Source organism: Acidimicrobiales bacterium, from assembly GCA_036399815.1.
Taxonomy (GTDB): domain Bacteria; phylum Actinomycetota; class Acidimicrobiia; order Acidimicrobiales; family DASWMK01; genus DASWMK01.
This window is the reverse complement of record DASWMK010000017.1, coordinates 1-24,844: the sequence shown is the minus strand read 5'-3', so window position 1 is coordinate 24,844 and position 24,844 is coordinate 1. Positions and strand designations below refer to the sequence as shown.

28 protein-coding genes are annotated in these 24,844 nt (G+C 74.8%); 8 read left to right on the top strand and 20 right to left on the bottom strand.

The window, feature by feature from the left end:
• Nucleotides 1-12 precede the first annotated feature (12 nt).
• The gene (locus VGB14_01055) at nucleotides 13-2,094 is read left to right on the top strand and encodes a S9 family peptidase (protein HEX9991492.1); all 2,082 of its coding nucleotides are present in this window, start codon (nucleotides 13-15) and stop codon (nucleotides 2,092-2,094) included.
• Between the two features lie 22 nt (nucleotides 2,095-2,116).
• Here the strand turns inward: VGB14_01055 and VGB14_01050 are convergent, their stop codons facing one another.
• From VGB14_01050 to VGB14_01010, 9 genes are all read right to left on the bottom strand, one after another.
• Complete coding sequence (locus tag VGB14_01050; protein ID HEX9991491.1) at nucleotides 2,117-3,370, bottom strand: hypothetical protein; 1,254 nt, start codon at nucleotides 3,368-3,370, stop codon at nucleotides 2,117-2,119.
• Nucleotides 3,371-3,411: 41 nt separating this feature from the next.
• Nucleotides 3,412-5,247 carry an AAA family ATPase gene (locus VGB14_01045; GenBank protein HEX9991490.1) on the bottom strand — a complete coding sequence of 612 codons (1,836 nt, stop codon included), beginning with the start codon at nucleotides 5,245-5,247 and terminating at the stop codon, nucleotides 3,412-3,414.
• 131 nt (nucleotides 5,248-5,378) lie between these two features.
• On the bottom strand, nucleotides 5,379-5,885 hold the full coding sequence (locus VGB14_01040) for a flavin reductase family protein (protein HEX9991489.1): 507 nt from the start codon (nucleotides 5,883-5,885) through the stop codon (nucleotides 5,379-5,381).
• A gap of 18 nt (nucleotides 5,886-5,903) precedes the next feature.
• Complete coding sequence (locus tag VGB14_01035) at nucleotides 5,904-6,719, bottom strand: MBL fold metallo-hydrolase (protein HEX9991488.1); 816 nt, start codon at nucleotides 6,717-6,719, stop codon at nucleotides 5,904-5,906.
• 125 nt (nucleotides 6,720-6,844) lie between these two features.
• Nucleotides 6,845-7,711, bottom strand: a complete 867-nt coding sequence (locus VGB14_01030) for an A/G-specific adenine glycosylase (protein HEX9991487.1) — start codon at nucleotides 7,709-7,711, stop codon at nucleotides 6,845-6,847.
• Nucleotides 7,693-8,448, bottom strand: a complete 756-nt coding sequence (locus tag VGB14_01025) for a methyltransferase domain-containing protein (protein HEX9991486.1) — start codon at nucleotides 8,446-8,448, stop codon at nucleotides 7,693-7,695. The genes VGB14_01030 and VGB14_01025 overlap by 19 nt, the downstream gene beginning before the upstream one ends.
• Nucleotides 8,445-8,969 carry a MaoC family dehydratase gene (locus VGB14_01020; protein HEX9991485.1) on the bottom strand — a complete coding sequence of 175 codons (525 nt, stop codon included), beginning with the start codon at nucleotides 8,967-8,969 and terminating at the stop codon, nucleotides 8,445-8,447. Before VGB14_01020 ends, VGB14_01025 begins: the two co-directional genes overlap by 4 nt.
• 19 nt (nucleotides 8,970-8,988) lie before the next feature.
• Nucleotides 8,989-9,567, bottom strand: a complete 579-nt coding sequence (locus VGB14_01015; GenBank protein HEX9991484.1) for a hypothetical protein — start codon at nucleotides 9,565-9,567, stop codon at nucleotides 8,989-8,991.
• A 4-nt stretch (nucleotides 9,568-9,571) separates the two neighbouring features.
• Nucleotides 9,572-9,721 (bottom strand): hypothetical protein, encoded by a 150-nt coding sequence (locus VGB14_01010; protein ID HEX9991483.1) that lies wholly within the window; start codon nucleotides 9,719-9,721, stop codon nucleotides 9,572-9,574.
• 187 nt (nucleotides 9,722-9,908) lie between these two features.
• On the opposite strand from VGB14_01010, the gene VGB14_01005 reads away from it, so the two are divergent.
• The 7 genes from VGB14_01005 to VGB14_00975 all read left to right on the top strand — a co-directional run bounded on the left by VGB14_01005 (nucleotide 9,909) and on the right by VGB14_00975 (nucleotide 17,061).
• Entirely contained in the window at nucleotides 9,909-12,593 is a 2,685-nt protein-coding gene (locus VGB14_01005; GenBank protein HEX9991482.1) for an EAL domain-containing protein, read from the top strand.
• A complete protein-coding gene (locus VGB14_01000) occupies nucleotides 12,574-12,699 on the top strand; it encodes a hypothetical protein (protein ID HEX9991481.1) in 126 nt (41 codons plus the stop codon). The genes VGB14_01005 and VGB14_01000 overlap by 20 nt, the downstream gene beginning before the upstream one ends.
• Before the next feature lie 27 nt (nucleotides 12,700-12,726).
• Nucleotides 12,727-13,104: an AhpC/TSA family protein gene (locus VGB14_00995; GenBank protein HEX9991480.1), complete on the top strand. Its 378-nt coding sequence runs from the start codon at nucleotides 12,727-12,729 to the stop codon at nucleotides 13,102-13,104.
• Between the two features lie 64 nt (nucleotides 13,105-13,168).
• Nucleotides 13,169-13,846, top strand: a complete 678-nt coding sequence (locus VGB14_00990) for a DUF6345 domain-containing protein (GenBank protein ID HEX9991479.1) — start codon at nucleotides 13,169-13,171, stop codon at nucleotides 13,844-13,846.
• Between the two features lie 11 nt (nucleotides 13,847-13,857).
• Nucleotides 13,858-14,715: a hypothetical protein gene (locus VGB14_00985; GenBank protein HEX9991478.1), complete on the top strand. Its 858-nt coding sequence runs from the start codon at nucleotides 13,858-13,860 to the stop codon at nucleotides 14,713-14,715.
• Nucleotides 14,716-14,741: 26 nt separating this feature from the next.
• Nucleotides 14,742-15,431, top strand: a complete 690-nt coding sequence (locus VGB14_00980) for a phosphotransferase (protein HEX9991477.1) — start codon at nucleotides 14,742-14,744, stop codon at nucleotides 15,429-15,431.
• A gap of 28 nt (nucleotides 15,432-15,459) precedes the next feature.
• Complete coding sequence (locus VGB14_00975) at nucleotides 15,460-17,061, top strand: acyl-CoA dehydrogenase family protein (GenBank protein ID HEX9991476.1); 1,602 nt, start codon at nucleotides 15,460-15,462, stop codon at nucleotides 17,059-17,061.
• Here the strand turns inward: VGB14_00975 and VGB14_00970 are convergent.
• The 11 genes from VGB14_00970 to VGB14_00920 all read right to left on the bottom strand — a co-directional run.
• Complete coding sequence (locus tag VGB14_00970; protein HEX9991475.1) at nucleotides 17,021-18,136, bottom strand: FAD-dependent oxidoreductase; 1,116 nt, start codon at nucleotides 18,134-18,136, stop codon at nucleotides 17,021-17,023. The genes VGB14_00975 and VGB14_00970 overlap by 41 nt on opposite strands.
• Nucleotides 18,137-18,145: 9 nt before the next feature.
• Nucleotides 18,146-19,375: a CapA family protein gene (locus VGB14_00965; GenBank protein ID HEX9991474.1), complete on the bottom strand. Its 1,230-nt coding sequence runs from the start codon at nucleotides 19,373-19,375 to the stop codon at nucleotides 18,146-18,148.
• 27 nt (nucleotides 19,376-19,402) lie between these two features.
• Nucleotides 19,403-20,101 carry a glycosyltransferase gene (locus VGB14_00960; GenBank protein ID HEX9991473.1) on the bottom strand — a complete coding sequence of 233 codons (699 nt, stop codon included), beginning with the start codon at nucleotides 20,099-20,101 and terminating at the stop codon, nucleotides 19,403-19,405.
• 10 nt (nucleotides 20,102-20,111) lie between these two features.
• Nucleotides 20,112-21,056: a CoA ester lyase gene (locus VGB14_00955; protein ID HEX9991472.1), complete on the bottom strand. Its 945-nt coding sequence runs from the start codon at nucleotides 21,054-21,056 to the stop codon at nucleotides 20,112-20,114.
• A gap of 60 nt (nucleotides 21,057-21,116) precedes the next feature.
• Complete coding sequence (locus tag VGB14_00950) at nucleotides 21,117-21,392, bottom strand: hypothetical protein (GenBank protein ID HEX9991471.1); 276 nt, start codon at nucleotides 21,390-21,392, stop codon at nucleotides 21,117-21,119.
• A gap of 16 nt (nucleotides 21,393-21,408) precedes the next feature.
• Complete coding sequence (locus tag VGB14_00945) at nucleotides 21,409-21,618, bottom strand: hypothetical protein (protein ID HEX9991470.1); 210 nt, start codon at nucleotides 21,616-21,618, stop codon at nucleotides 21,409-21,411.
• A 6-nt stretch (nucleotides 21,619-21,624) separates the two neighbouring features.
• On the bottom strand, nucleotides 21,625-22,065 hold the full coding sequence (merB, locus tag VGB14_00940; GenBank protein HEX9991469.1) for an organomercurial lyase: 441 nt from the start codon (nucleotides 22,063-22,065) through the stop codon (nucleotides 21,625-21,627).
• A 3-nt stretch (nucleotides 22,066-22,068) separates the two neighbouring features.
• The gene (locus VGB14_00935; protein ID HEX9991468.1) at nucleotides 22,069-23,280 is read right to left on the bottom strand and encodes a hypothetical protein; all 1,212 of its coding nucleotides are present in this window, start codon (nucleotides 23,278-23,280) and stop codon (nucleotides 22,069-22,071) included.
• Nucleotides 23,280-23,963: a dienelactone hydrolase family protein gene (locus VGB14_00930; protein HEX9991467.1), complete on the bottom strand. Its 684-nt coding sequence runs from the start codon at nucleotides 23,961-23,963 to the stop codon at nucleotides 23,280-23,282. Before VGB14_00930 ends, VGB14_00935 begins: the two co-directional genes overlap by 1 nt.
• A gap of 21 nt (nucleotides 23,964-23,984) precedes the next feature.
• Complete coding sequence (locus tag VGB14_00925; protein HEX9991466.1) at nucleotides 23,985-24,446, bottom strand: TIGR03618 family F420-dependent PPOX class oxidoreductase; 462 nt, start codon at nucleotides 24,444-24,446, stop codon at nucleotides 23,985-23,987.
• On the bottom strand, nucleotides 24,446-24,844 hold a 399-nt coding region (locus tag VGB14_00920; GenBank protein ID HEX9991465.1), incomplete at its 5' end, for a hypothetical protein. The genes VGB14_00925 and VGB14_00920, both read right to left, overlap by 1 nt.

Below are 24,844 nucleotides of genomic sequence, written 5' to 3'. Positions count from 1 at the left end.
ACGCTCCGGCGGGTGACCGCCTCGTCAGCTGTGCCGACCACGCCCCCGTCCGCGGAGCGTCGCCCGCACTCGCGCACCGTCCACGGCGAGACCGTCACCGACGACTTCCACTGGCTGCGGGACCGCGACGACCCCGAGGTGATCGCCTACCTCGAGGCCGAGAACGCGTACACCGAGGCCGTGCTGGCGCCGACCAGCGCCCTGCGGGACGAGCTGTTCGAGGCGATCCGCCGGCGGACCCAGGAGACCGACGTGTCGGTGCCGGTCCGCAAGGGGCCGTGGTGGTACTACACCAGGACCTACGAGGGCCTCCAGTACGGCGTCCACTGCCGCCGGCCGGTCGGCACGGCCGAGGACGACGAGGGCGCCGAGCAGGTGCTGCTCGACGAGAACGAGATGGCGAAGGGCCTCGACTACTTCCGGCTCGGCGCCTTCTCCGTGTCGCCGGACCACACGATGCTCGCCTACGGCACCGACACGACCGGGGGCGAGGTGTTCACCCTGCGGGTGCGGGACCTGGCGACCGGCGAGGACCACGCCGACGAGATCACCGGCGCCTACTACGGCGCCACCTGGGCCAACGACAACCGGTCGGTCTTCTACACGACCCTCGACGCCGCCCACCGGCCCTGGCGGGTGTGGCGGCACGTGCTCGGCGCCCCCGTGGACGAGGACGAGTGCCTCCTCGAGGAGCCGGACGAGCGCTTCTGGGTGAGCGTCGGCAAGACCAGGAGCCAGCGCTTCGTCGTCGTCGGGCTCGAGAGCAAGATGACGAGCGAGGTCCACGTCCTCGACGCCGACGACCCCGGCGCCCGCTTCCGGGTCGTCGCCGAGCGGGAGACCGGCGTCCAGTACGACGTCGACCACCAGGCCGACCGCGACCGCTTCGTCATCACCACCAACGCCGACGGCGCCGTCGACTTCAAGCTGGTCGCCGCCCCGGTCGACGCGCCGGGCCGGTCGTCGTGGGAGGACCTCATCCCCCACCGCGACGACGTGAAGCTCGACGAGGTCGCCTGCTTCGCCGGCCACCTCGTCGCCTCCGAGCGCCACCAGGGGATGCAGCGCCTCCGGGTGCTCGACCCCGACGGCGCCGAGGTGAGGGCCGTCACGCATCCCGAGCCGGTGCACAGCGTCTGGCTGGAGCAGAACCCCGAGTACGAGGTCGACGCCGTCCGCTACGGCTACACGTCGCTCGTCACCCCCCGGTCGGTCTACGAGCACCGCTTCGACGGCGGGGAGGACACCCTCGTCAAGCGCCAGCCCGTGCTCGGCGGGTTCGACCCCGACGACTACGAGACCTGGCGGGAGTGGGCGACGGCGGAGGACGGCACCCGCATCCCGATCTCGCTCGTCCGCCGGCGGGACGGCGCCGGCGACGGGCCGGCGCCCTGCCTGCTGTACGGCTACGGCTCCTACGAGATCTCCACCGACCCGGTGTTCTCGATCCCCCGGCTCAACCTCGTCGACCGGGGGGTGGCCTTCGCCATCGCCCACGTGCGGGGCGGCGGCGAGATGGGCCGGCGCTGGTACGAGCAGGGCAAGTTCCTGGCGAAGCGCAACACGTTCACCGACTTCGTCGCCTGCGCCCGCCACCTCGTCGACCTCGGCTTCACGTCGCCCGACCGCCTCGTCGCCAGGGGCGGGAGCGCCGGCGGCCTGCTGATGGGCGCGGTCGTGAACCTGGCGCCCGAGCTGTTCAGGGCCGTCGTCGCCGAGGTGCCGTTCGTCGACGTGATCAACACGATGCTCGACGAGACGATCCCGCTGACGGTGGTCGAGTTCGAGGAGTGGGGCAACCCGAAGGACCCCGACTTCTACGAGGCCATGAAGGCCTACGCGCCCTACGAGAACGTCGAGCCCAAGGCGTACCCGGCCATGCTCGTCACCGCCGGGCTGAACGACCCGCGGGTGCAGTACTGGGAGCCGGCCAAGTGGGTGGCCAGGCTGCGGGCGACCAAGACCGACGACCGCCCGCTGCTGCTGCGCACCGAGATGGGCTCCGGCCACGCCGGCCCGTCGGGCCGCTACGACCTGTGGAGGGAGGAGGCCGAGACCCAGGCCTTCGTCCTCTGGCAGCTCGGCCTGGCGTAGGCCGCCGGCCGGGTCGGACCGGTCAGCCCCAGTCGCCGCCGCCGACGTCGCCGCCGAAGCCGCCGCCCCAGTCCCCGCCGCCCACGTCGCCGCCGAACCCGCCGCCGCCGTCGCCCCAGCCGCCGCCGTCGTTGTCGACGTACACGTCGCCGCCACCGCCCCACATGCCGCCCCAGCCGAACGGGGACAGCATCGAGCCGAGGAGCAGGCCGCTGAACAGGCCGCCGCCCCCGCCGAACCAGCCGCCGCCGTAGAACGGGGTGCCGTAGCCGACGTAGACGGGCTGGCCGTACTCGTCGAGGTCGAGGGCGGGCTCGTCGTGGCGGCCCCTGCGGGTCAGCTCGGGCGGCGGGGCCGGCGCCTCCCGGCCCTCGACGGTGGCCCTGGCCCTGGCCATCGCGTACTGCCCCTCGATGATCACCCGCTCGACCCGGACGAGGTCGACGTCGTCGCGGGCGTAGTCGAGCGCGGCGTGGGCGGCCCGGAAGCGGCTCACGGCCGCGTCGTAGTCGGGCCTGGCCTCGGGGTGGAGGGTGACCTGGGGCTCGAGGCCCATCACGTCGTCGCCCAGCACGGACAGCTCGGCCAGCAGGAGCTGGCGGTCGGCGTCGATCTCGACCTTGTGCTCGGCCTCCAGGCGCCGGCGCCGGGACCGGGACCAGAGGAACAGCCCGCCGCCGCCGGCGGCGAGCAGGCCGAGGAGCCCGAGGTTCGACACCCCGCCGCCCTCCCCGCCCTCGTCGGTGGCGGCGCCGGGGTCGGTGGCCGTGGTGCCGCCGGGGCCGGGGACCAGGCCGCCGTCACCGGAGCCGGTGCCCTGGGAGGCGGCCACCCGGCCGACGAAGTCGGCCAGGACGGCCTCGGTGCCCTCGGCCCCGCTCGCCTGGAAGGCGGCCGTGGCCAGCTCGCCGGCGTTGCCGGGGCCGACGGCCCTGAAGCTGTCGCCGACGACCACGCCGTAGGTCCCGGCCAGGCCGGTCGCCTCGGCGAGGGCGGCCGGCACGGCGTCGACGTCGCCGCCGGTGGCGTCGGCGGCCGAGGCCGGCAGGACGGCGAGGAACATGGCGTGGCCGCTCGCCGCCACCTGGGCGGCCAGGTCGGCGGCGGCCGCCTCGTCGATGGCCCGCTCGGCGTCGGGGGCGACGTAGACGGGCCGGCTCCGCAGCGCGTCGGCCGCGTCGGTCAGCGCGCTGGCGGTCTGGAGCGCGCCGGCCCGGCCCGCTCCGGCGAGGAGGGTGGCGACGACGACGAGGGCGACGAAGGGTACGCGGCGCACGGCGTCGTCCTACCCACTTCGGGGCGGACGCGTCCGTGACGTCAGTCGCCGACGACGGGGAGCTCGCGGAGGTCGATGGTCGAGGTGGCGGCGCCGTGGGCGGCCTCGGCGCGGTGGATGACGTCGAGGATCTCGCCGTCGATCAGCTCGTCGCGCTCGAGGAGGGCGTCGCGGAGGGCGTGGAGGATGTGGCGGTGCTCGGCCACGATGACCTCGGCGTCGGCCTTGGCCTCCTGGAGGATGCGGTCGACCGCCGCCCTGCCCTCCTCGTTCCCGAGCACCTTGGCCACGAGGTTCCCGGCGCCCTGCACGGCGGCCGCCTCGTAGCTGACGAGCGACCCGGCCATCCCGTACGAGCCGACCATGTGGGCGACGATGCTGGTGGCGCTCTGGAGGTCGCCGGCCGGCCCGGTGCCGAACTCGCCGAACTCCAGCTCCTCGGCCACCAGCCCGCCCATGGCGATCAGCACCAGCGCGTAGACCTCCGAGCGGGTGTTGGTGAACCGCTCCTCGGGGTCGCTGTGGGCCAGGAGGCCGAGCGCCTCGCGCCGCTTGATGATCGAGAGCACCTCGAGCTTGCGGGTCGCCCGGGCCGCGCCGGACCCGTCGGCGCCGGCCTTGGACACGAGGTAGGCGACGGTGGCGTGCCCCGACTCGTGGGTGGCGATCGTCCGCCGCTCCCGCTCGGTGTACTCGACCGGCTGCTTGAGCCCCAGCTCCTCGGTGAGCTTCGCCTGCTGGACGTCGTGCCAGTCGAGCCGGTCGGCGCCCCGCCGCAGCGCCCACACGAGCGACTCGTCGAAGAGGTGCTCGAGCATGACCGGCGAGTAGCCGAACGTCATGGCCGCCAGCTGGTCCCGGCGGACCGGGTCGTCGAGCTCGGGGGCGTGCGCCTTGCGGTCCAGGTAGAAGTCGATGATCTCCCGCCGGTCGGCCCGGTTGGGCAGGTCGAAGTGGATGGTCCGGTCGAAGCGGCCGGGCCTGAGCAGGGCGGGGTCGAGGTCGTCGGCCCGGTTGGTGGCCCCGACGACGAGGATGTTGGCCCGGCTCGACGGCGGCTTGCGGAGGTGGCGGTGGGGCGGGAGCAGGCGGTTCACCTGGTCGACGACCGCGCCCCACGCCCTCCCCGTCCTCGTCGGCTCGTCGAAGGACTGGAGCTGGATCAGCAGCTCGTTGACGACGCCGGTGATGCCGTCGGTGTTGTGCGAGCCCATCCCCTTGCGGGCCGCGCCGATGGCGTCGATCTCCTCGATGAACCCGATGGCCCCGCCCTCCTGGCGGGCGGCCTGGCGCAGCGCCCGGAAGTAGCTGCGGATCTTGCGGTTGGTCTGGCCGTAGTACATGGACTGGAAGGCCGACGAGGAGACGAACAGGAACGGCACCCCGGCCTCCTTGGCCATGGCCTTGGCCATGTAGGTCTTGCCGGTGCCGGGCGGGCCCTCGAACAGGATCGCCCTGCGGGGGGTGCCGCCCATGTGGTCCTGGAACGTCTTGTGGGCGAGGAACAGGTTGAGGGTCTTCACGACCTCGTCCCGCACCGCCCCGAGGCCCTTCACGTCGTCGAGGCCGACGTCGATCTCGCTCGCCCGGTAGAGCACGTGGGGCGACTTGCCGGCGCCGACGAGGGGGACGAGCAGCACGGCCGCCAGCAGGACGACGATGATCAGCATCGGGCCGAGCTCGGCCAGCATGGGCGGGAGGCCGGGCTGGACGGGGTCGCCGGCCACGAACTGGCGCCAGCCCATCCACACGGCGAGGGCGGCCAGGACGACGGTGAGCCGCTTGATCCGGCTCAGCCGGGTGCGCTCCCTGGTCGCGGCGACGTCGGCCAGCGCCTGCCCGAGGACACTTCCCTGCCAGAGGTGTTCCACGCCCATCGGCCACACTCCGTGTCACCGGGCCGCCCTGTGTGCCCGCTGCGTGGCACATTACCGCACAGCGCGGTCGGTGAACCCTCTGCGCGCGAGAAAAGTCAATGGGCCGACCGGCCCATCGTCCGAACCGCCGCCTACGGCGCGAACCGGCCGTACCCGCCGCGGAAGAACACCAGCGGACCGCCCTGGCGGTGCAGCTCGAGGTCGAGCACCCGGCCGATCACGATGTCGTGGTCGCCGCCCTCGTGGACCTCGTCGACCCGGCAGTCGAGCGACGCCAGGCAGCCGTGGAGCTGGGGGGCGCCGACGAGCGACGGCCGCCACCCGATCCCCGCGAACTTGTCCGTGCCCCGCCCGGCGAAGACCCGGCAGATGTCCTCCTGGTCCTCGGCGAGGATGTTCACGCAGAACGCCCCGACGTCGCGGATGCGGGGCCAGGTGGTCGACGTGCGGCCGGCGCAGAACAGCACGAGCGGCGGGTCGAGCGACAGCGAGGAGAACGACCCGATCGACAGGCCGATCGGCCCGTCGGTGCTCATGGCGGTGACGACGGTCACCCCGGTCGGGAAGTGGCCGAGCACCTGGCGGAACCGGGCCGAGTCGAACGACGCCGTCCACTCGGGGTCGAACGGGTTGCTCATCAGGGCACGGTCAGCGGGTCATCCGAACGCGACCGTCAGGCCCTCCGCCGCGGCCAGCACCTCCTCGACGCCGGAGCGCTCCGCCGCCCGCCGGGCGTCGCCGAGCAGGCGGTCGACGACGTCGTCGCCGTGGGCCGGGTCGTGGTGGAACAGGGCGAGGCGACGGGCGCCGGCCCGGCGAGCCACCTCCACGGCGTACTCGACCGTGCAGTGGCCCCAGTGGGCCCGCTCCGAGAACTCCTCGCCGGTGAACTGGGCGTCGTGGATCAGGAGGTCGACGCCGTCGCACAGGTCGAGCACGTCGTCGCTCACCCGCCCGGGGTCGTCCACCGGCTGCTGGTGGTCGCTGACGTAGGCGACGGACGCGCCGCCCCAGTCGATCCGGTAGCCGTTGGTCCGCCCGACGTGGGGCACGGGCCGGACCCTCACCTTGGCCTGCCCGACGGCCAGGTCGCCGGCGGCCACGTCGTGGAAGCGGATCTCGCCCCGGAGGTCGGCGACCGAGATCGGGAAGTAGGGCGCCCGCATGAACTCGTCGAAGGCGGCCGCGAGGCCCATCCCCTCGGGGGCCGGGCCGTAGATGTCGAACACGGCGCCGGGACGGTCGGCCGGGGCGAAGAAGGGCAGGCCCTGCACGTGGTCCCAGTGGAGGTGGGTGACGAGGGCGGTGCCCCGGAAGCTGCCGTCGGTGGGCTGGGTGGCGCCCCAGAAGCGGAGGCCGGTGCCGAGGTCGAGCACGATCGGGTCCTCGCCGGGGACCTCGAGCGCGACGCACGCGGTGTTCCCGCCGTGGCGGCGGTTGGCGTCGCACGGGCAGGGTGTCGAGCCCCGCACCCCGTAGAACGTGACGTTCAGCAGTGTCGGCCTCCCCCGGTGATCGGCGGACAGGGTACCCAGGCCGGCCCGCTCGGGGCGCGCCGTCCGTGGGCAACTCGCGGCCGTCGGTCACACCCGCCGGCTCAGGGGAGGCGCAGCGCGCCGGCGGCGACGACGGCGAGGCCGTCGGCCACCAGCCCGTCGGCCGCCCGCCTCGCCCTGGCCGGGTCCGACGGCCAGCCGGCGGTGGCGGCGATGGCGTCGAGGGGGACGGGGCCGTCGAGCAGGGCGGCGACCAGCCGGCCCCGGCCCTCCCGGTCGGAGCCGGCGAACCGGGCCTGACCCCGGCCGACCCCGGCCGACCCGTCGGCCGGGTCGGGGGGCGGCCGGCCGGCGGCGGCCCAGGCGCAGTCGGCGACGACCGGGCAGGCGCCGCACCAGGGCGAGCGGCGCACGCAGACGGTGGCGCCGAGGTCGAGGACGGCCTGGTTCCAGGCCCACCCCTGGCCGGCCGGCACGGCGGCGTCCGCCGCGGCCTGCGCGGCGGCCGCCCCGAGCCGCCGGCCGGCGACCCGGGCGAGCACCCGGGCGGCGTTGGTGTCGACGACGCCGACGTCGGCCCCGAACGCGAACGCCAGCACCGCCCGCGCCGTGTACGGGCCGATGCCGGGCAGCGCGACCAGCGCGTCGAGCGACGCCGGCAGCCGCCCGCCGTGGCGCTCGACGACGGCGGTGGCCGCCCGGTGGAGGGCGACGGCCCTGCGGTTGTAGCCGAGCCCCGCCCACTCGCGCACCACGTCGCCGACGGGCGCGGCGGCGCAGGCCGCCGGGGTCGGGAAGCGCGCGAGGAACGCCGCCCACCGGGGCGCGACGCGCGCCACCTGGGTCTGCTGGAGCATGGCCTCGCTCACCAGCACGGCCCACGGGTCCCGCGTCCGCCGCCAGGGCAGGTCCCGCCGGGCGGCCTCGCCCCAGGCCAGCAGGGCCGGGCTCAGCCGTCCCGGCGGCACCAGTACACGTCGGTGACGTAGGGCAGCGGGAACCGCTCGGGGAAGCCGTCGACCAGGCCGCGGACGTCGGCCGCGATCCGCTCCCGCTCCCCGGCCGGCTTGGCGGCGATGTAGCTGGTCGACAGCACCCGCTCCACCAGCAGGTCGGCGCCCATCTCCTGGTCGTGGTGGAAGCGGCGGTGCTCGACCGGGGTGAACCGGCCCGAGGCGGCGACGACCCCGGGCCAGTCCCGGTCGCGGTCGTAGGTGGGGATGGGCGAGTCGTGCCAGTGGATCAGCCGGGACAGCTCGGCCACCCACGGCTCGCTCTCGTCCCTCGTGTTCCAGAGGAGGGCGAGGCCGCCGCCCGGCCGCAGCACCCTGGCCAGCTCGGCGAGGGCGGCCGGCGCGTCGAACCAGTGGAAGGCCTGGGCGACGGTGACGGCGTCGGCCGAGCCGTCCTCCAGGGGCATGGCCTCGGCCGTGCCGTCGACGACCTCCGCCTCGGGCACGAGGCGGGCCAGCGTGTCCCGCATGGCGGCCACGGGCTCGACGGCGACGACCCTCGCCCCGGTCGGCGGCAGCAGCCGGGTCAGCTTGCCCGTGCCGGCGCCGAGGTCGACCACCGTGCGCCCCGGCCCGAGCCCGAGCTCGGCGGCGAGGAGGTCGACGACCTCGGGCGGGTAGCCGGGGCGGGCCCGCTCGTAGGCCCCGACCCCGTCGGTGAACCCCTTCTCGGCGGTGGGGTGGACGGTCATCCCGCGCCGCCGTCCCACACGTCGTCGCCGTAGGGCCGCTGCCGGGCCGGCGCCGCGTCCCGCTTCCACACGAGCACCTTGCGGCGGAACGAGCACACCTCCTCGCCCCGCTGGTTGAACCCCTTCGTCTCGACCGTCACCACCCCCCGGTCGGGCTTGGAGGACGACTCCCGGCGGTCGACCACCCTGGTCTCCGCGTAGATCGTGTCGCCGTGGAAGGTCGGGCGCTTGTGGCTGAGCGTCTCCACCTCCAGGTTGGCGATCGCCGCGCCGCTCACGTCGGGCACGCTCATCCCCAGGACGACCGAGTACACGAGGTTGCCGACGACCACGTTGCGCCCGTGCACGGTCCCATGCTCCGCGAACCAGGCGTCGGTGTGGAGCGGGTGGTGGTTCATCGTGACCATGCAGAACAGGTGGTCGTCGTACTCGGTGATCGTTTTGCCCGGCCAGTGCCGGTACACGTCGCCGACCTCGAAGTCCTCGAGGTGGCGGCCGAACGGGCGGTCGTGGGTCGTCACGCCCCGACCCTACGACGGCCTATGCGGCGCGGAGGATCTCGCCGACGGCCACGGCGACGCAGACGACGGCGGCGACCTCGAACACCATGGCTGCCACGAGCAACCAGCCTTTCACCGAGTTGACGGCGCGCGCCCGGCCGAAGACGGTCACGAGGGTCGACGCCACGCGCACGTTCGCGGCGCGCTCGTCGTCGTTCGAACACCTGTCGAGGACGGTGTTGAGCCCTTCCTCGGTGACGTTCCGGTAGAGCAGCGGGAGGTTCGTGAGCAGCGCCAGGACGGCCGAGACGACGAACAGGACGAGCGCGACCGCGAGCGGGCCATGGGCGCGCCTCGGGAGCTCGAACCCCTCGGCATCGGAGACGAGCGCGACGAGGCCGAACAGGAGCGACACGAGGACGCCAGAGGTCGTCACGACCGACAGCCCGCGCGACTCGATCGACCCCTTGCGCTCGTCTTGGCCCTTCACCAGCCCCTCGACGTAGGCGAGGTAGGTCTTGTGCCCCGCCGGCTCGCCCGCTGCCCCGGCGGGCGCAGCCGTCGCCTGCCCTGCCGGCGGCACAGCGGGCGCGACCGGGCCCGTCGGCGCGTCGGACATGGCGCTACGGCTCGACGCCGTCGTCGGGCTCGGGCTCGCCGCCGACATCGGGGACGTCGCGCGGGTCCCGCTCGAACTCGAACCCGGGATCCGGCGTTCGCTTCACCTCGTTGCTCGTCGGGATGCCCTCCCGAGGATCGCCCTGGTCGCTCATCGCCCGAACCTCCCGACGCGCCGTGCGCGAATCGTACGCCCGGGGCGGCCTCACGCGTCGAGCCGCGACGCATACGCTGTGCGGGCCGACGGTCACGACGAGAGGCGGGGCTGAACTCCGGGACCGATCGGCCGAAAGGACGACGTGGGTGCACAACGTGCGGACCCCGCCCCCTAGCGGGACGGGCGTGATCGTCGGCGCCCCCCGGCGGGGGGACGTGGTCGCCGCGCCCGAGCACGACGACGCGCCCCTGCACCTCCAGCCGACGGGCGACCACGGCCTCGAGGTGCCGGAGGCGGTCATCTGGCGCGAGCTGCTCTGGTCCCGCGTCTTCCTCGCCCGTCACGCCGGCGTCGTCGCCCTGGCGCTGGCCGCCGCGCTGGTCCCGGCCATCGGCCCGCACCGCCTGTGGATCGCGGCCGCCATGGTCACCCTCGTCCTCCCCTACGAGGTCGGCCTGCACCTGCTCTGGCGGCGCACCCGGCGGCTCCCGACGGCGCTCGTGTGGAGCAGCCCGTTCCTCGCCGCCGCCTTCACGGCCGTCGAGCCCCGAACGTTCGTCGCCACCCTGATCGTCGCCATCTCCGACCTCGCCCTCACGGCCGTCGCCTTCGGCCGCCGCCAGGCCGTCGGCAGCCTGGCCGTGGCCGTGGCCGGCATGTCGGTCGCCGTGATCGTCTCCCAGCCGCCCCAGGGCATCGTCGGCGTGTTCGGCCTCGCCATCTCCGGCACCGTCGTCGTCCTCACCGTCACCTCGGTCGTCGCCCTGGAGCGCATCCTCCGCCAGCGCTACGCCGAGCTGGTCGCCGGGCTCGACGCCGTCGTCTGGGAGAGCGACCCGGGGAGCGCGTCGATCCGCTGGATCTCCGGGCGGGCCGAGAGCCTGCTCGGCTACTCGGCCGCCGACTGGGTCGACGACCCGGAGTTCTGGCCCCGCCACCTCCACCCCGTGGACCGCGACGCCGTGATCGCCTACTGCCTCCAGTCCGAGGAGGAGGGCAGGGACCACGAGCTCGAGTACCGGATGGTGAGGGCCGACGGCACCACCGCCTGGGTGCACGACGTGGTCCGCATCGAGCGGGACCGGCACGGCCGCCCCGTGCGGGTCCGGGGCCTGATGGTCGACGTCACCACCAGGCGGCAGGCCGAGGAGGGGGTCCGGCAGTTCGCCGACATCGTCGAGAACATCGCCGTCGGCCTGTTCGTCGTCCGCCTGGACGACCGGGACGACGACCGGTCGCTGCGGATCGTGGCGGTGAACCCCGAGGCCGGGCGCCTGCTGCGCCGGGACCCCGCCGACCTCGTCGGCCGGCTGGTCGTCGAGGCCTTCCCCTCGCTGGTGAAGACCGTGCTCCCCCGCCGGCTGGCCGGCGTCGTCCGCACCCACCGGGCCTTCGCCGTCGAGTGGCCGGTCGACCAGGAGCGGCTGTTCTCGGTGCGGGCCTTCCCGCTGCCCGGCGACGCCGTCGGCGTCTCCCTCGACGACGTCACCGCGGCGACCCGGTCGGCCGAGCTGCTCCGCCACCAGGCCACCCACGACGACCTCACCGGCCTGCCCAACCGGGTGCTGCTCCTCGACCGCCTCCAGCAGGCGCTCGTCACCGCCAACCGCGAGGGGTCGGCCGTCGCCCTGCTCGTCATGGACCTCGACGCCTTCAAGGAGGTCAACGACGCCCTCGGGCACCACCACGGCGACCGCCTGCTCGTCGCCCTGTCCCGGCGGCTCGAGGACGTGCTGCGGGAGTGCGACACGATCGCCCGCCTGGGCGGCGACGAGTTCGCCGTGCTCCTCACCACCGACGTGTCCCGGGCCGGGGCCGAGGTGGTGGCCCGCAAGATCACCAACGCGCTGGAGCAGCCGTTCAGCATCGACGGGCTGCGCCTCCAGTCGAGCGCCAGCATCGGCATCGCCCACTACCCCGAGCACGCCGACCACGCCGACGAGCTCGTGCAGCGGGCCGACGTGGCCATGTACCTCGCCAAGCGCAGCGGGTGGGACTTCGCCACCTACGCCGCCGAGCAGGACAAGTCGAGCGTGCGGCGGCTCACCCTGCTCGGCGAGCTGCGGCGGGCGCTCACCGACGAGGAGCTGACCCTCCACTTCCAGCCGCTCGTCGACCTCCGCTCCGGGCGGGTGGTGCGGGCCGAGGCGCTGGTGCGCTGGGAGCACCCCCGCGACGGGCTCGTCGCCCCCGGCGACTTCATCGAGCTGGCCGAGCTGTCCGGCCTGATCCAGCCGCTCACCCGGTGGGTGATCGAGCGGGCCGTGCAGGAGTGCTGCCGGTGGGCCGGCGAGGGCTTCGACCTCGGCGTCGCCGTCAACCTCTCGGTGCGCAACCTCTACGAGCCGGAGCTGGCGCCGTGGCTGGCCCGGCTGCTGCGGCGGACCGGCCTGCCCACCGGCCGGCTGACCCTCGAGATCACCGAGAGCCACCTGATGGACGACCCGCTGCTCGCCCTCTCCGTGCTGCGGGAGGTGAGCGAGCTGGGCGTGGCGTCGAGCGTGGACGACTTCGGCACCGGCTACTCGTCGCTGTCCTACCTGAAGCACCTGCCCCTCGACGAGATCAAGATCGACCGGTCGTTCGTGGCCACGATGAGCAGCGACGAGAGCGACGCCACCATCGTCCGCTCGATCATCGACCTCGGCCACAACCTCGGCCTGCGGGTCGTGGCCGAGGGCGTCGAGGACGAGGTGGCGCTGCGCCGGCTCACCGAGCTCGGCTGCGACCGGGCCCAGGGGTTCCTGCTCGGCGCGCCCCGGCCGGGGGCCGAGTTCCTCGCCGACCTGCGGGCGCGGGAGCAGGAGGCCGCCGAGGCCACCGAGGCCACCGTCGGGCATGCTGGCGCCCGTGCCCCCGAACTGCGGTGACCCGGCGCCCGACGTCGACCTGCCCGACTGGGCCGGCGGCCGGTGGCGCCTGGCGGACCACCTCGGCCGGCCGGTGGTGCTGATCTTCCACCGCCACCTCGCCTGACTGCCCTGCCAGGAGCATGCGGTCGCCGTGCGCGACCGCCTCGACGACCTCGGCGACGCCGCCGTCGCCCTCGTGACGTTCGCGCCCCAGCGGGTCCTCCGCGGCCACCGGGCCAGGCTCGGCCTGCCCTACCCCGTGCTGAGCGACGAGGACCGGGCGGTGTACCGGGCCTACGGGCTCGGGCGGGGCCCGTGGTGGCGGGTGTGGGGGCCGGCCACGCTGCGCCGGTACGGGCAGCTGCTCCGCCGGGGCCGCCGCCTCCAGCGGGTCGGTGGCGACACCCTCCAGCTCGGCGGCGACGTGGTCGTCGGCCGCGACGGGCGCGTCGTCATGGTCCACCGCTCGGGCGGCCCGGCCGACCGCCCGCCGGTCGACGACCTGGTCGCCGCCGTCCGCAGGGCCTGACCGACGTATCACGCCCGGCCCGGGCGCGCTCGTCCACCCGAGGTCACCGACAACGGGGGGCGCCATGGCGCGCATCGGGATCGAGTGGGTGCAGCAGTACCACGGCAGGGCCAACGACCTGAGCAACACCAGGGCCCAGGCCGAGGGCTTCTACAACACGTTGAACGGCGTCCGCGCCTTCAACTGGGGCGACGACCTCGCCTGGGACCAGGACTTCGAGTCGTCGGGCAAGGGATCGCCGTCGGCCGGGACGGACACCACCTGGATCGACGACGTCGACATCGCCTTCTTCTCCGGCCACGGCTCGTCGACCGGCCTCCTGTTCGGGGTGGCGACCTCGGACGACGGCACGACCCGGCCGGGCGACGTCCGCTGGGGCGACGGCGACCTCGAGTGGATCGCCGTCGACGCCTGCGAGGTGCTCCAGGAGTCGGGGGTCTTCGACCGTTGGGGCTGGGGCGTGTTCGCCGGCCTCCACGTGATGTGCGGGTTCCACACGACCTGCGCCGACGAGAGCAAGCGGGGCCGCTACTTCGCGCAGTACCTGAACGCCGGGTGGACGGTGCGCCAGGCGTGGATCAGGGCGGCCCAGGACACCGAGCCGTCCGGCACCCAGTGGGCCTACCTGCGGGCCGACGCGCCGGGCACCGACACCTACGAGGACCACTGGTGGGGCGCCGGCACGGTCAGCGCCGACCCCGACGACCCGACCGTCCTCGCGTACGCGCGGGGCGCGTGCTGAGAGGGGCCGACATGCCTGCCGACTTCCGCATCGACGACCGGCGCGTCCGCCTGTCCGACGACCGCAGGGCGCTCCCGCTCCAGCGGACCCCCGCCCCGAGCATCGACGTCGGCGAGGCGTCGCGCCTCGCCCGGCGGCTCGGCATCGGCGCGTCGCCGAGGGACGACGGGCGCTTCGTCGTCGTCCGCGACGAGCGCTCCTCCCTCGAGGTGTTCCGGGCCAGCGGGTCGCTGCGCTGGACCCTCGACGCCCACGACGGCGAGGCCCGCGGGGCCGAGCCGCAACTGCCGGACGAGGGGGAGGCCGCGCGCATCGCCCGGTCGTTCCTCGCCGACCACGACCTCGCGTCCGATGCCCTCCGGGAGCCGACCGTCGCCCGGTCGGTCGCCCTCAGGGCCGAGCGCGGCGGCGAGCCGGTCGCCGTCACCGTCGCCCGACAGGTGTGCTTCTCCTACGAGCTCGCCGGGGTCCCCGTGTTCGGCCCGGGCGCCAAGGCGCAGGTGACGGTGGGCGACGGCGGCGAGATCGTCGGGTGGTACCGCTTCTGGCGGGACGCCGTCGCCGAGGACCTCGTGCCCGTCCTGCCCGCCGACCGGGCCTACGAGGTGTTCACGGCCGACCACGCCTTCGCCGACCTCGGCGACGACGCCACCGTCGAGGTGACGGACGCCGCCCTCGGGTACCTGGCCCTACCGCCGCAGGAGGCCCAGGGCTACCTCGTGCCGGTGTGGGCGTTCTCGGCGGTCACCTCGACCGAGGTGCTGCCGGCCTACGGGTTCACCCGGTACGTGGTCGCGGCGGTCGACGTCACCGCCGAGCGGGTGAAGGCGCTCGGCGCCGTCCACCGGGCGCCGCAGGCCGTGCTCTGAGCGGCGGCCGGGTACGGTCGGCGGGCGTGGGCGACGCGCCGGGACCGCTGCTGGCCTCGGGGCGGGACTCGGAGATCTTCGACGTGGGCGGCGGGCGGGTGCTCCGCCGGCCGCGGTCGGGGCGGTCCCTGGCCGGCGAGGCGACGGTGATGGCCGCCGTCCACGCCACCGGCTACCCGGTGCCCCGCGTCGACGAGGTCCTCCCCGACGGCTCGCTCGTGATGGAGCGGGTCGAGGGGCCGACGATGCTCGACGACCTCGCCCGGCGGCCGTGGCGGGCCCGCCGCCACGCCAGGACGCTCGCCTCGCTGCTCGGCCGCCTCCACGACGTCGCCGCCCCCGAGGGCATGGCGCTCGCCCCAGCCGGCGTGCCGGGCGACGCCATCGTCCACATGGACCTCCACCCGGCCAACGTGCTCATGTCCCCCGCCGGCCCGGTCGTGGTCGACTGGGCCAACGCCGGGCGGGGCGCGCCGGCGGCCGACGTGGCCATGACCTGGCTGCTGTGCCGGGCCGCGCAGGCCCCCGTCGAGGGCGCCGCCCGGGTCGTGGTCGCCGCCTTCCAGGCCCGCTTCGCGGAGCTCGTCGTCGCCGGGCTCGACCGCCGGGCCGCCATGGCCGCCGTGCCCGCCGTCGTCGAGTGGAAGGCGAAGGACGGCAACCTGCACCCGGGCGAGGTCGAGGCCATGCGCCGCCTCGCCCGGCGTGGCCGCTGATCCGGGGCGGTCGCTACGTTGGGCGGCCATGACCGCCCCCGTCCCCGACCTCGCCGGTGCCGCGACCGCCATCGAGCGGGCCGAGCACGTCGTCGAACGAGCCGCCCGCCACCTCGCCGGGCACGGCGGGGTCGACGCCAACCAGGTCGTCGCCTACGACCTGGCCCACGCCGCGGCCGCCGTCGAGACCGGGCGGGCGCTGCTCGACTACGGCGCCAAGGGCGACGTGGAGGCGGCGATCGCGTGCGCGTTCGTGGCCGACGCGGTCGCCGACCTGGTCGCCAGGGTGTGGGGCAGGGAGGCCGACTGGGGGCTCGCCTCCGACCCGCTCGAGATCTGCCACCCGTTCGTCGTCGCCCACCGCGACCCCGCCTTCCTCGCCTCGCTGGCCGACCTGGTGGCCGACGGCGGCCCCCGCCACCTGGACGAGGACTTCGAGCTCGTGCGGGACACGTTCCGGCGCTTCGCCGATGACCGCATCGCGCCGGTCGCCGAGCACGTCCACCGGGCCAACGCCGACATCCCCGAGGAGGTCATCTCCGGGCTGGCCGAGCTGGGCGGCTTCGGCCTGTCGGTGCCCGAGGAGTACGGCGGGTTCGCATCGGGCGGCGAGAGCGACTACCTGGCCATGGTCGTCGCCACCGAGGAGCTGGCCAGGGCGTCGCTCGGCGCCGGCGGGTCGCTCATCACCCGGCCGGAGATCCTGACGAGGGCGCTCGTGAAGGGCGGCACCGAGGAGCAGAAGCGGCACTGGCTGCCGAAGCTGGCGTCGGCCGAGGTCATGGCCGCCGTCGCCGTCACCGAGCCGGACTTCGGCTCCGACGTCGCCAACCTCAAGGTGACGGCCACGCCGGTCGACGGCGGCTGGGCCGTCAACGGGGTGAAGACGTGGTGCACGTTCGGGGCCAGGGCCGACGTGCTCATGCTGCTGGCCCGCACCGACCCCGACCGGGGGAAGGGCCACCGCGGCCTCAGCCTGTTCGTCGTGCCCAAGCCGAGGGGCGACGCCGGCGGGTTCCTGTTCACCCAGGACGGGGGCGGGCGCATGGAGGGCCGGCCGATCGACACGATCGGCTACCGGGGCATGCACTCCTACGAGATCGCCTTCGACGGCTGGGTCGTGCCCGGCGACTGCCTGGTCGGCGGCGAGGCCGGCCTCGGCCGCGGCTTCTACTCGCAGATGGAGGGGTTCGAGAACGGCCGGCTCCAGACGGCGGCCAGGGCCGTCGGCGTGATGCAGGCGGCGTTCGAGGCGGCCAGGAGCTACGCCGCCGACCGGGTCGTGTTCGGCGCGCCGATCGCCTCCTACCAGCTCACCAGGGCGAAGCTGGCCCGCATGGCCGTCGTCACCCAGGCGGCCCGCCAGTTCGCCTACGTGGTCGCCCGGATGATGGCCAAGGGCCAGGGCGCGCTCGAGGCGTCCATGGTCAAGGCCTACGTGTGCCGGGCCGCCGAGTGGGTGACGAGGGAGGCCATGCAGGTGCACGGCGGGTTCGGCTACGCCGAGGAGTACCCGGTCAGCCGCTACTTCGTCGACGCGAGGGTGCTGTCGATCTTCGAGGGCGCCGACGAGACCCTGTGCCTGAAGGTCATCGCCCGCCGGCTGCTGGAGCGGGTGCCGGCAGGCTGAACCGCCCGCCCGGGCCGGGCCGGCCATCGGCCAGGTCGGCGAGGATGCGCCCGATCACCGGGGTGAACTTGAACCCGTGCCCCGAGCACGGGGAGGCGACGACGATCGGGCCCCTGCGGTCGAGCACGAAGTCCTCGTCCGGGGTCGTCGTGTAGAGGCAGGTGGTCGGGAACCGGGGCTCGGGCCGCAGCCCGGGCAGCCAGCGCTCGACGTACTCGACGACCCTCGCCACCAGGGGGGCGTCGACCTCGAAGTCCCGCTCGTCCGGGTCGACCAGCGGGCCGGTGTGGTGCAGGCCGACCTTGACCCCCTCGGCCGGCGTGGCGCACCCGTAGGTCCACGGCTCGCGGTGGTGGATGAAGCTCGGCCAGGTCGGCTCGGCCGCCGGGTCGGCCGCCGGGAAGTGGACGGGCTGCTCCCGGGTGACGACCGTCGGCGGGAGGGGGACGGAGGCGCCGAGCAGCTTGGCCACCCACGAGCCGGCCGTGACGACGGCGACCGGGGCGCGGTGCTCGCCGGCCGCCGTGCGGACGACGGCCTCGTCCCCGCCCGGGCCGGCCAGCACCGACTCGGCCCCCTCGCCGAAGCGCACGTCGGCCCCGTGGGCCGCGGCCCGGTCCTGGAGGGCGCGGACGGCGTCGTCGGCCCGGCACCGACCGCCGCTCGCCGAGAACAGCACCGGCCCCTCGAAGCGGAACCCCGGCCAGCGCTCCTCGGCCTCGGCGGACGGCACCCACTCCCCCGGCGTGCCCGCCGCGGCGAGGGCGTCGGCCACCGCCTGCACGGCGTCCGGGCGGCCGTGGTCCACGCCGCCGAGCTGGTCCACGAGGGGCACGCCGGCCTCGTCCTCCAGCTCCCGCCACAGGGGCAGGGCCTGCTGGGCGAGGCGGACGTAGTCGACGTCCGGGTAGGCGAAGCGGAAGATCCTGGCCCCGCCGTGCGACGACCCCCGCCCGTGGCCCTGCTCGAACCGCTCGAGGAGCAGGACGGACCGCCCCCGCCGGGCCAGCCACCACGCCGTGGCTGACCCCATGGCGCCCGCGCCGACCACGATGGCGTCCCAGCGCTCGGTCACCCCCTGGTTCTAGCCGGGGCCGGGGTAGTCCGAGGCCAGGATCCCGGGGGCGCCCATCGACACGAGGGTCGAGATCGTGCGGTCCCAGGAGGCCTCGAGCGTCGGCCGCATCCACGCCTCGGTGGCCGGGTCGTCGAGGGCGGCGGCGACGGGCAGCACCGTGTAGTCCGAGCGGTCGACCCAGGTCGGCGTGACGACCAGGCCGGTCACCGTGGCCGGCCCGTCCGCCGGGGCCCGGACCTGGGCGGTCACGATCACGCCGTCCTGGGCGCCGGGCGCGCAGCACTCGGGCGACTGGTTGGAGAGGAAGTTGCCGAGCCCGTAGACGACGTACTCCCCGTCGATCTGCTCCACCGGCTGGACGACGTGGGCGTGGGCGCCGACGATCAGGTCGACGTCGGGCGAGGCCAGCAGCCGGCGGGCGAGCGCCGACTGGTCGGCGGTCGGCGCCGTCAGGTACTGCTCGCCCCAGTGCAGGTGGACGACGACGAGGTCGGCCCCGGCCTGCCGGGCGGCGGCGGCGTCGGCCAGGATGCGGTCGGGGTCGATCAGGTTGACCAGCCAGGGCTGGTCGTCGGGCAGGGTGAACCCGTTCAGCCCGTAGGTGTAGGACAGGCTGGCGATCGTCACCCCCCTGGCCTCGTACATGGTCGGCGCGGCGGCCTCCTCGGCGCTGCGGGCCGTGCCCGAGTGGCGCAGGCCGGCGGCGTCGAGCAGGTCCAGGGTGGCGTGCACGCCGCGGTCCCAGGCGTCCATGGCGTGGTTGGACGCGACCGTGCAGCCGTCCCAGCCGGCCCCGGCCAGCGCCGTCGCCACCTCGTGGGGCACGTTGTAGACGGGGTAGGTGCTGAGGTTCGTGTCGTCGGGCGACAGCGGCGTCTCCAGGTGGCACACGGCGACGTCGGCGGCCGACAGGATCGGCGCCACCCTGGCGAACATGGGGCCGTAGTCGTAGGCCACGCCCGACGCCCCGCCGTAGGCGGCCGCCTGGCGGGAGATCGGGGCGTGGGCCAGCACGTCGCCGGTGAACGCCATGGTGACCTCGACCGGCGGCGCCGTCGTGGTGGTGGCGCCGGTGGCCTCGACGCCCGCGCCGGCGCCGTCGCCCTCGCCGGTCGACGGGGCGCCGCCCGCCTCCCGGAGGGCGGCCGACGGCGGGGTGCCGCGCGAGCAGGCGGCGGCCAGCACCAGCGCGACGACCACGGCGGCCAGGCGCGCGCCCGGCCGGCAACCCCCCACGCCCGCGGAGCGTAGACGGCCCCACCCCTACTCCACGGTCAATCCCCGCAGGTAGTACCAGTAGGTCCGCCAGCGGACCTTGCCGAGCAGCAGCGACAGGAGGTCGCGGTACATCCACCACGTCCGCCGGAGGCCGTCGAGCCGGCCGAACTTGTCGCGCTTGGTGCGGTGGGACACCCCCCGCATGGTGCGGGCCACGGTCGGCAGGCGACCCTCGGCGATCACCTCGTTGATCCTGACCTCGATGGTGTAGCCGTCGAGCTTCCCGGGCGGGATCGCCTCGAACACCCAGCGGGGCACGACCCGCTCGCCCGACAGCGGCGGCCACCGCAGCACGAACGGGTTCCAGAACCGGCCGTAGTCGAAGGCCCCGAGCGACATGACGGCCCGGCCCTCCACGAAGGGCCGGCAGATGTCGTCGAGGTGGACGGACGTGAGGCCGGTGCAGTCGGCGTCCACGAACAGGACGGCCGGCGCGTCGCTGGCGGCGACCCCGGCGGCCATGGCGTGGGCCTTCGAGCCCGCGGGGGCGTCGCGGCGCAGCACCTTGGCGCCGGCCGCGGCCGCCACGTCGCCGGTGCCGTCGGTGGAGCCGTCGTCGACGACGAGCACCTCGCGGACGTAGGCGCACCCGAGGGCGGCGGCCACGTTGGCCGCGACCGTGGGCGCCTCGTTCCTGGCCGGCATCACCACGTCGATCGGCGCGGTGCCGGCGATCGCCCTCACGGGCGGTCCACTACCCGGCGGAGCGCCGCAGACCCGCCCGCTCGCCCCTCGCCACGAACTTCGCCGCCATCTTGCGGGAGGCCTCGTCGATCATCTCGTCGCCGAACATGACCGCGCCCTTGCGCTCGCCCTCGCCCTCGGTGGCCTCGCGGTAGGCCTCGAGGATGTCCCAGGCCCGGTCGAACTGCTCCTGGGTCGGCGAGTACACCTCGTTCAGGATCGTCACCTGGTCCGGGTGCAGGGCCCACTTGCCGTCGTAGCCGAGCGTCCTCGTCCGCTGGCAGTACTCCCGGAAGGCGTCGGGCTCCCGCACCTTCAGGAACGGGCCGTCGATGACCTGGAGGCCGTTGGCCCGCCCGGCCATCAGGATCTTCGAGAACACGTAGTGGAAGTGGTCGCCCGGGTACTCGGGGATGGCCACCCCGCCGGTGAGGACGGGCATCTCCATGCTGGCGGCGAAGTCGGCCGGGCCGAAGATGATCGTCTCGAGCCGGGGCGACGCCGCGCAGATCTCCTCGACGTTGATGAGGCCGCGCGTGGTCTCGATCTGGGCCTCGATGCCGATGTGCCCGGCGGGCAGGCCGACGTTCTCCTCCACCTGGGTGAGCAGCAGGTCGAGGGCGACGACCTCGGCGGCCGTCTGCACCTTGGGCAGCATCACCTCGTCGAGGCGCTCGCCGGCCCCGCCGACGACCTCGATGACGTCGGCGTAGGTCCACTTCGTGTCCCAGGCGTTGACCCGCACGCACAGCACCCGGTCGCCCCAGTCCAGGTTCTTGACGGCGTCGACGACCTTGGCCCGCGCCCCCTCCTTCTCGAGCGGCGCCACCGAGTCCTCGAGGTCGAGGAAGGTCATGTCGGCCGGGACGCTCGGGCCCTTGGCGAGGAACCGCTCGCTGGAGCCGGGCACGGACAGGCACGAGCGGCGGGGCATCTCACGGGTGCGGGCGGACATGGCGCCGAGCCTACGAAGCCCGGCCCGGCGCCCGCCACCTGCCGGAGCCCGCCCCCGGCGTCAGCTGCCGACGGGTCGCGTGCCGAACATCAGCACCCGCCGCTCGAGGTCGAAGGTGACCCGGCCGGCCGAGGCGAACAGGTCCTGGAGGTTGTCGGCGTCGTCCTCGCTCAGGCGGAGGACGTACTCGTCGGCGCCCTGGTCGAGGATGAGCTGGCAGGTCCACACGCCGTCCTCGCCTGGCGCGGACTCGGTCCAGGTGAACTGGTAGTGGGTGACGTCGCGGACGACGATCTGGTTCGGCGTGATGGGCTGCGGCGTGGAGTCGTCGGACATGACGGCGCCCTACCCGCTAGGGCAGGCGCCAGAAGTCCCCCGTCAGCCCGACCGCCTCGAGGATGGCCTGGTTCTGCTCCCTCGTGTGGGGCCGCCAGTCGGGCGAGAGCCGGTCGTGCCACCACCCCTGCGCCAGCGCGGCGAGCGTGCCGACCGGCGTCGTCACCCCCGGCGGCCGCCCGGCCAGCCAGCGCTCCACGTGCTCCTCCGACCGGAAGAGCAGCATGGTCCGTCAGGTGTGGACGATGTCGTCCCACCAGTGGGCGGCCGGGACGAGGCAGTGGAACCGCAGGGACCCGTCCGTCGGCCGGCCGTCGCGGACGCCGAAGGCGATCGGGTCGCCGCAGTCCGGGCAGGCCGACTCCACGTCCCCGTCGGCGTGCAGCGCGGCGCACACGCCGAACGCGTCCCAGGCGCAGTTGGCGAACCACGACCGGCCGGCCGCCTGCACCCGGTAGGCGGTGGGCACGGCCGAGAACGGGTGGGCCATGAGCAGCCCGCCGGCGCGGTCGAGGACGAGGGCGTGCCCGTCGTGGAGGCGGCGCCAGGCGGCGGCCACCTCGGCCTCCCCCGTCCCCAGTTCGGCCGCCACCTCCGCCGGTGACGGGGCCCGGCCGAGCTCGACGAAGCGCCGGTAGGTGGCGTTGCGGGCCCGGAGGTCGGCCTCGTCCACCGGTCAGGCCGCGGCCTGGAGGTCCGCCGGGGTGAGCTGCTCGGTGATCAGGCGCTCGAAGCGGGCCGGGTCGCCGGCCACGTAGCGCCGGCACAGCGGCAGCCCCTCGACGTAGCAGGTCATGTACGCCCGCCAGGTCCGGTCGGTGAGGAACTGCACCAGCTTCTCGGCCCGGTTGCGGGGCAGCAGCCCCCAACGCTCGGCGTACGAGACGGCCTCCTCCTCGCCGACCCCGTCGGCGTGGAGCAGGAGGGCGACGTTCCCCCGGACCCCGGACATGGCGTCGCCGGCCTCGGCGGCGGCGGCCACCACCTCGGCGTCGTAGGGGATGCCGAGCGGGCGCAGGTGCTCGGCCACCACCGGCTCGGGCCGCTCGCCGACGACCACCTCGAGGCCGAGGTCGGCCAGGCCCTCGGCCATCAGGCAGGACGGGGTGCCGACGAGCGCGATCGTCTCCTCCAGCCACCGCCGCCGCCGGACGAGCCCGACCTCCTTGCGGCTGTGCTCGGTGTGGTGGCCGGGGTAGGCCTCGTGGGCGACGAGGTGGCCGAGGCTGGTCGACAGCACCGGCAGGTCGACGTTGATGGCCACCCGGCTGCGGAGGTCGCCGAGGTAGTAGTTGAACCCCGACCACGGCTGGTCGGTGACGAGCTCGAACTCCACGTGCTCGCCCTCGGGCAGGCCGAACAGGCGGTCGGTGCGCTCCCTCAGGTCCTCGGCGAGGGACCGGATCGCCGGGTCGAGCCGGTCGGGCGGCACCACCTGGGACTCCCGCCAGGCGATGTACCGCTCGGCCAGCGGGCCGGTGCCGGGCAGGGCCTCGTCGAGGCGGCGGTGGGCGGCGGCCAGGTCCTCCTCCGGCACGCGGCGGGGGCGGACGCCGTAGCACCGCTCGACCTCGTCCTCATAGCCGATGTCCTCGCCCGACAGCTTCCCGGCCGTCGTGTGCAGGCCGACGACCTGGGCCCGCAGCCAGGCCCGGCGGGCCGGCGTCAGCGGGTCGGCCGGCGGGTCCGGGTCGACGCCGGCGTCGAGGTCGGCCACCAGCCGGGCCGCCTCGGCGGCGAGCGCGTCGGGCGGGTGGGGCGGCTCGGCCTCGGCCCGGCGGGCCAGGTCGGGCGGGCCGTAGTAGGCGTCGACCAGGCCGTCGACGTGCCGGCCGAGGGCGAGGCCGAGCTCGAGGTAGCGGACGACCGGGTCGGCGGTGGGCGCCATCAGCCCAGGTGCTCACGCAGGAACGAGAGCGTCCTGGACCAGGCCTCGCCCGCCGCGTCCGGGTCGTAGACCTCGGGCCGATCGTCGTTGAAGAAGGCGTGGTCGGCGTCGCGGTAGATGAAGAACTCGACGTCCACGCCGTGCCCGCGGAGGGTCTCCTCCAGCGCCCTCGCCTTGTCCGGCGTGAAGAACTCGTCCTTCCCGGCGTAGTGGCCCTGGACGTGGGCCCGCAGCTGCGACCAGTCCGGCTGGGCGCCCTCCCACGGGATCAGCCCGTAGTACGGCACGCAGGCCCGCACGGCGTCGGGCCGGTGGCAGGCCAGCACCAGGGCCAGGCCGCCGCCCATGCAGTACCCGACGACGCCGACGCCCTCGCCCCGCACGGCGTCGCTCCCGAGCAGGTAGTCGACGGCGCCCGACATGTCCTTCGCCGCCTCGCCGATGTTCATCGCCATCATCAGCTTCCCGGCCTCGTCCGGCTCGGTCGTGCTCCGGCCCCGGTACAGGTCCGGGGCGAGGGCGGTGAACCCCTCGGCCGCGAACCGGTCGCACACGTCCTTGACGTGGGGCACGAGCCCCCACCACTCCTGGATGACGACGAGGCCGGGACCTGCGCCCTCGGGCCGGGCCAGGTAGCCCGACGCCGTCCCGCCGTTGCTCGCGAACTCGACGATCTCACCCATGGCGCCGACCCTACTCCCGGCTCAGTAGGTGCCTCCCAGCTTGGTGTGGTCCCAGGAGACGACCCGCTCGACGTCCAGGCGGACGGCCACCCGCTTGGCCCCCACGGCGGCGACGGCGGCCGCCGCGGCGTCGTCCCACGGCCCCGTGTAGCGCTCCCACACGCTCCGGCCGACGGCCAGCACGGCCGCCCGGTCGGCCAGCACCTCGCCCCGCCCGACCAGCTCCACCCCGCGAAGGTCGCCGTACGCCTCGCCCGCCTCGACCAGGCACGTGCACCGGGGGTCGCGCTCCAGGTTGCGCACCTTCTGGCTCCTGGCGTAGGTCCAGAACGCCGGCGCGCCGTCGAGGAAGCCGTACCACATGGCCACGAGGTGGATGGCGCCGCCGGGGCCGACGGTGGCGACGCTCATCGAGTGCCGGCCGGCGAGGAAGGCGTCGACCTCCTCGGCCGACATGCGGATCAGGTCCCGCCGGGACGGCATCAGCGGGTGAGCTCGGGGGCGACCGGGCAGTCGACGGCCCGCAGCGCCGTCGCCACGTCGACGACGCCGGCCGGGCCGACCACCCGGTCCACGAGGTCCACCGGGACGACCTCGACCTCGGCGTCCCACGGGTCGCCGAGCAGGTCGACCCGGCGGGCGAGCGCGTCCCACAGGCGGGCGGGCAGGAGCCGGCCCCTGGGGACGGTGAGCCACACCGGCGCGCCCCGGTGGCGGGCCACGGCGGCCGCCGCCCGCGAGCCGGGGACGGCCGCGAACTCGGCCGGGCCGACGGCGTTCGCCTCGAGGAGGACGAGGTCGGCCTCGGCCGCCGCCGCCCCGAGCCCGCCGGCGGGCACGTCCACGGCCGGCACGTCGGCCCGGGTCAGCCGGCGGACCAT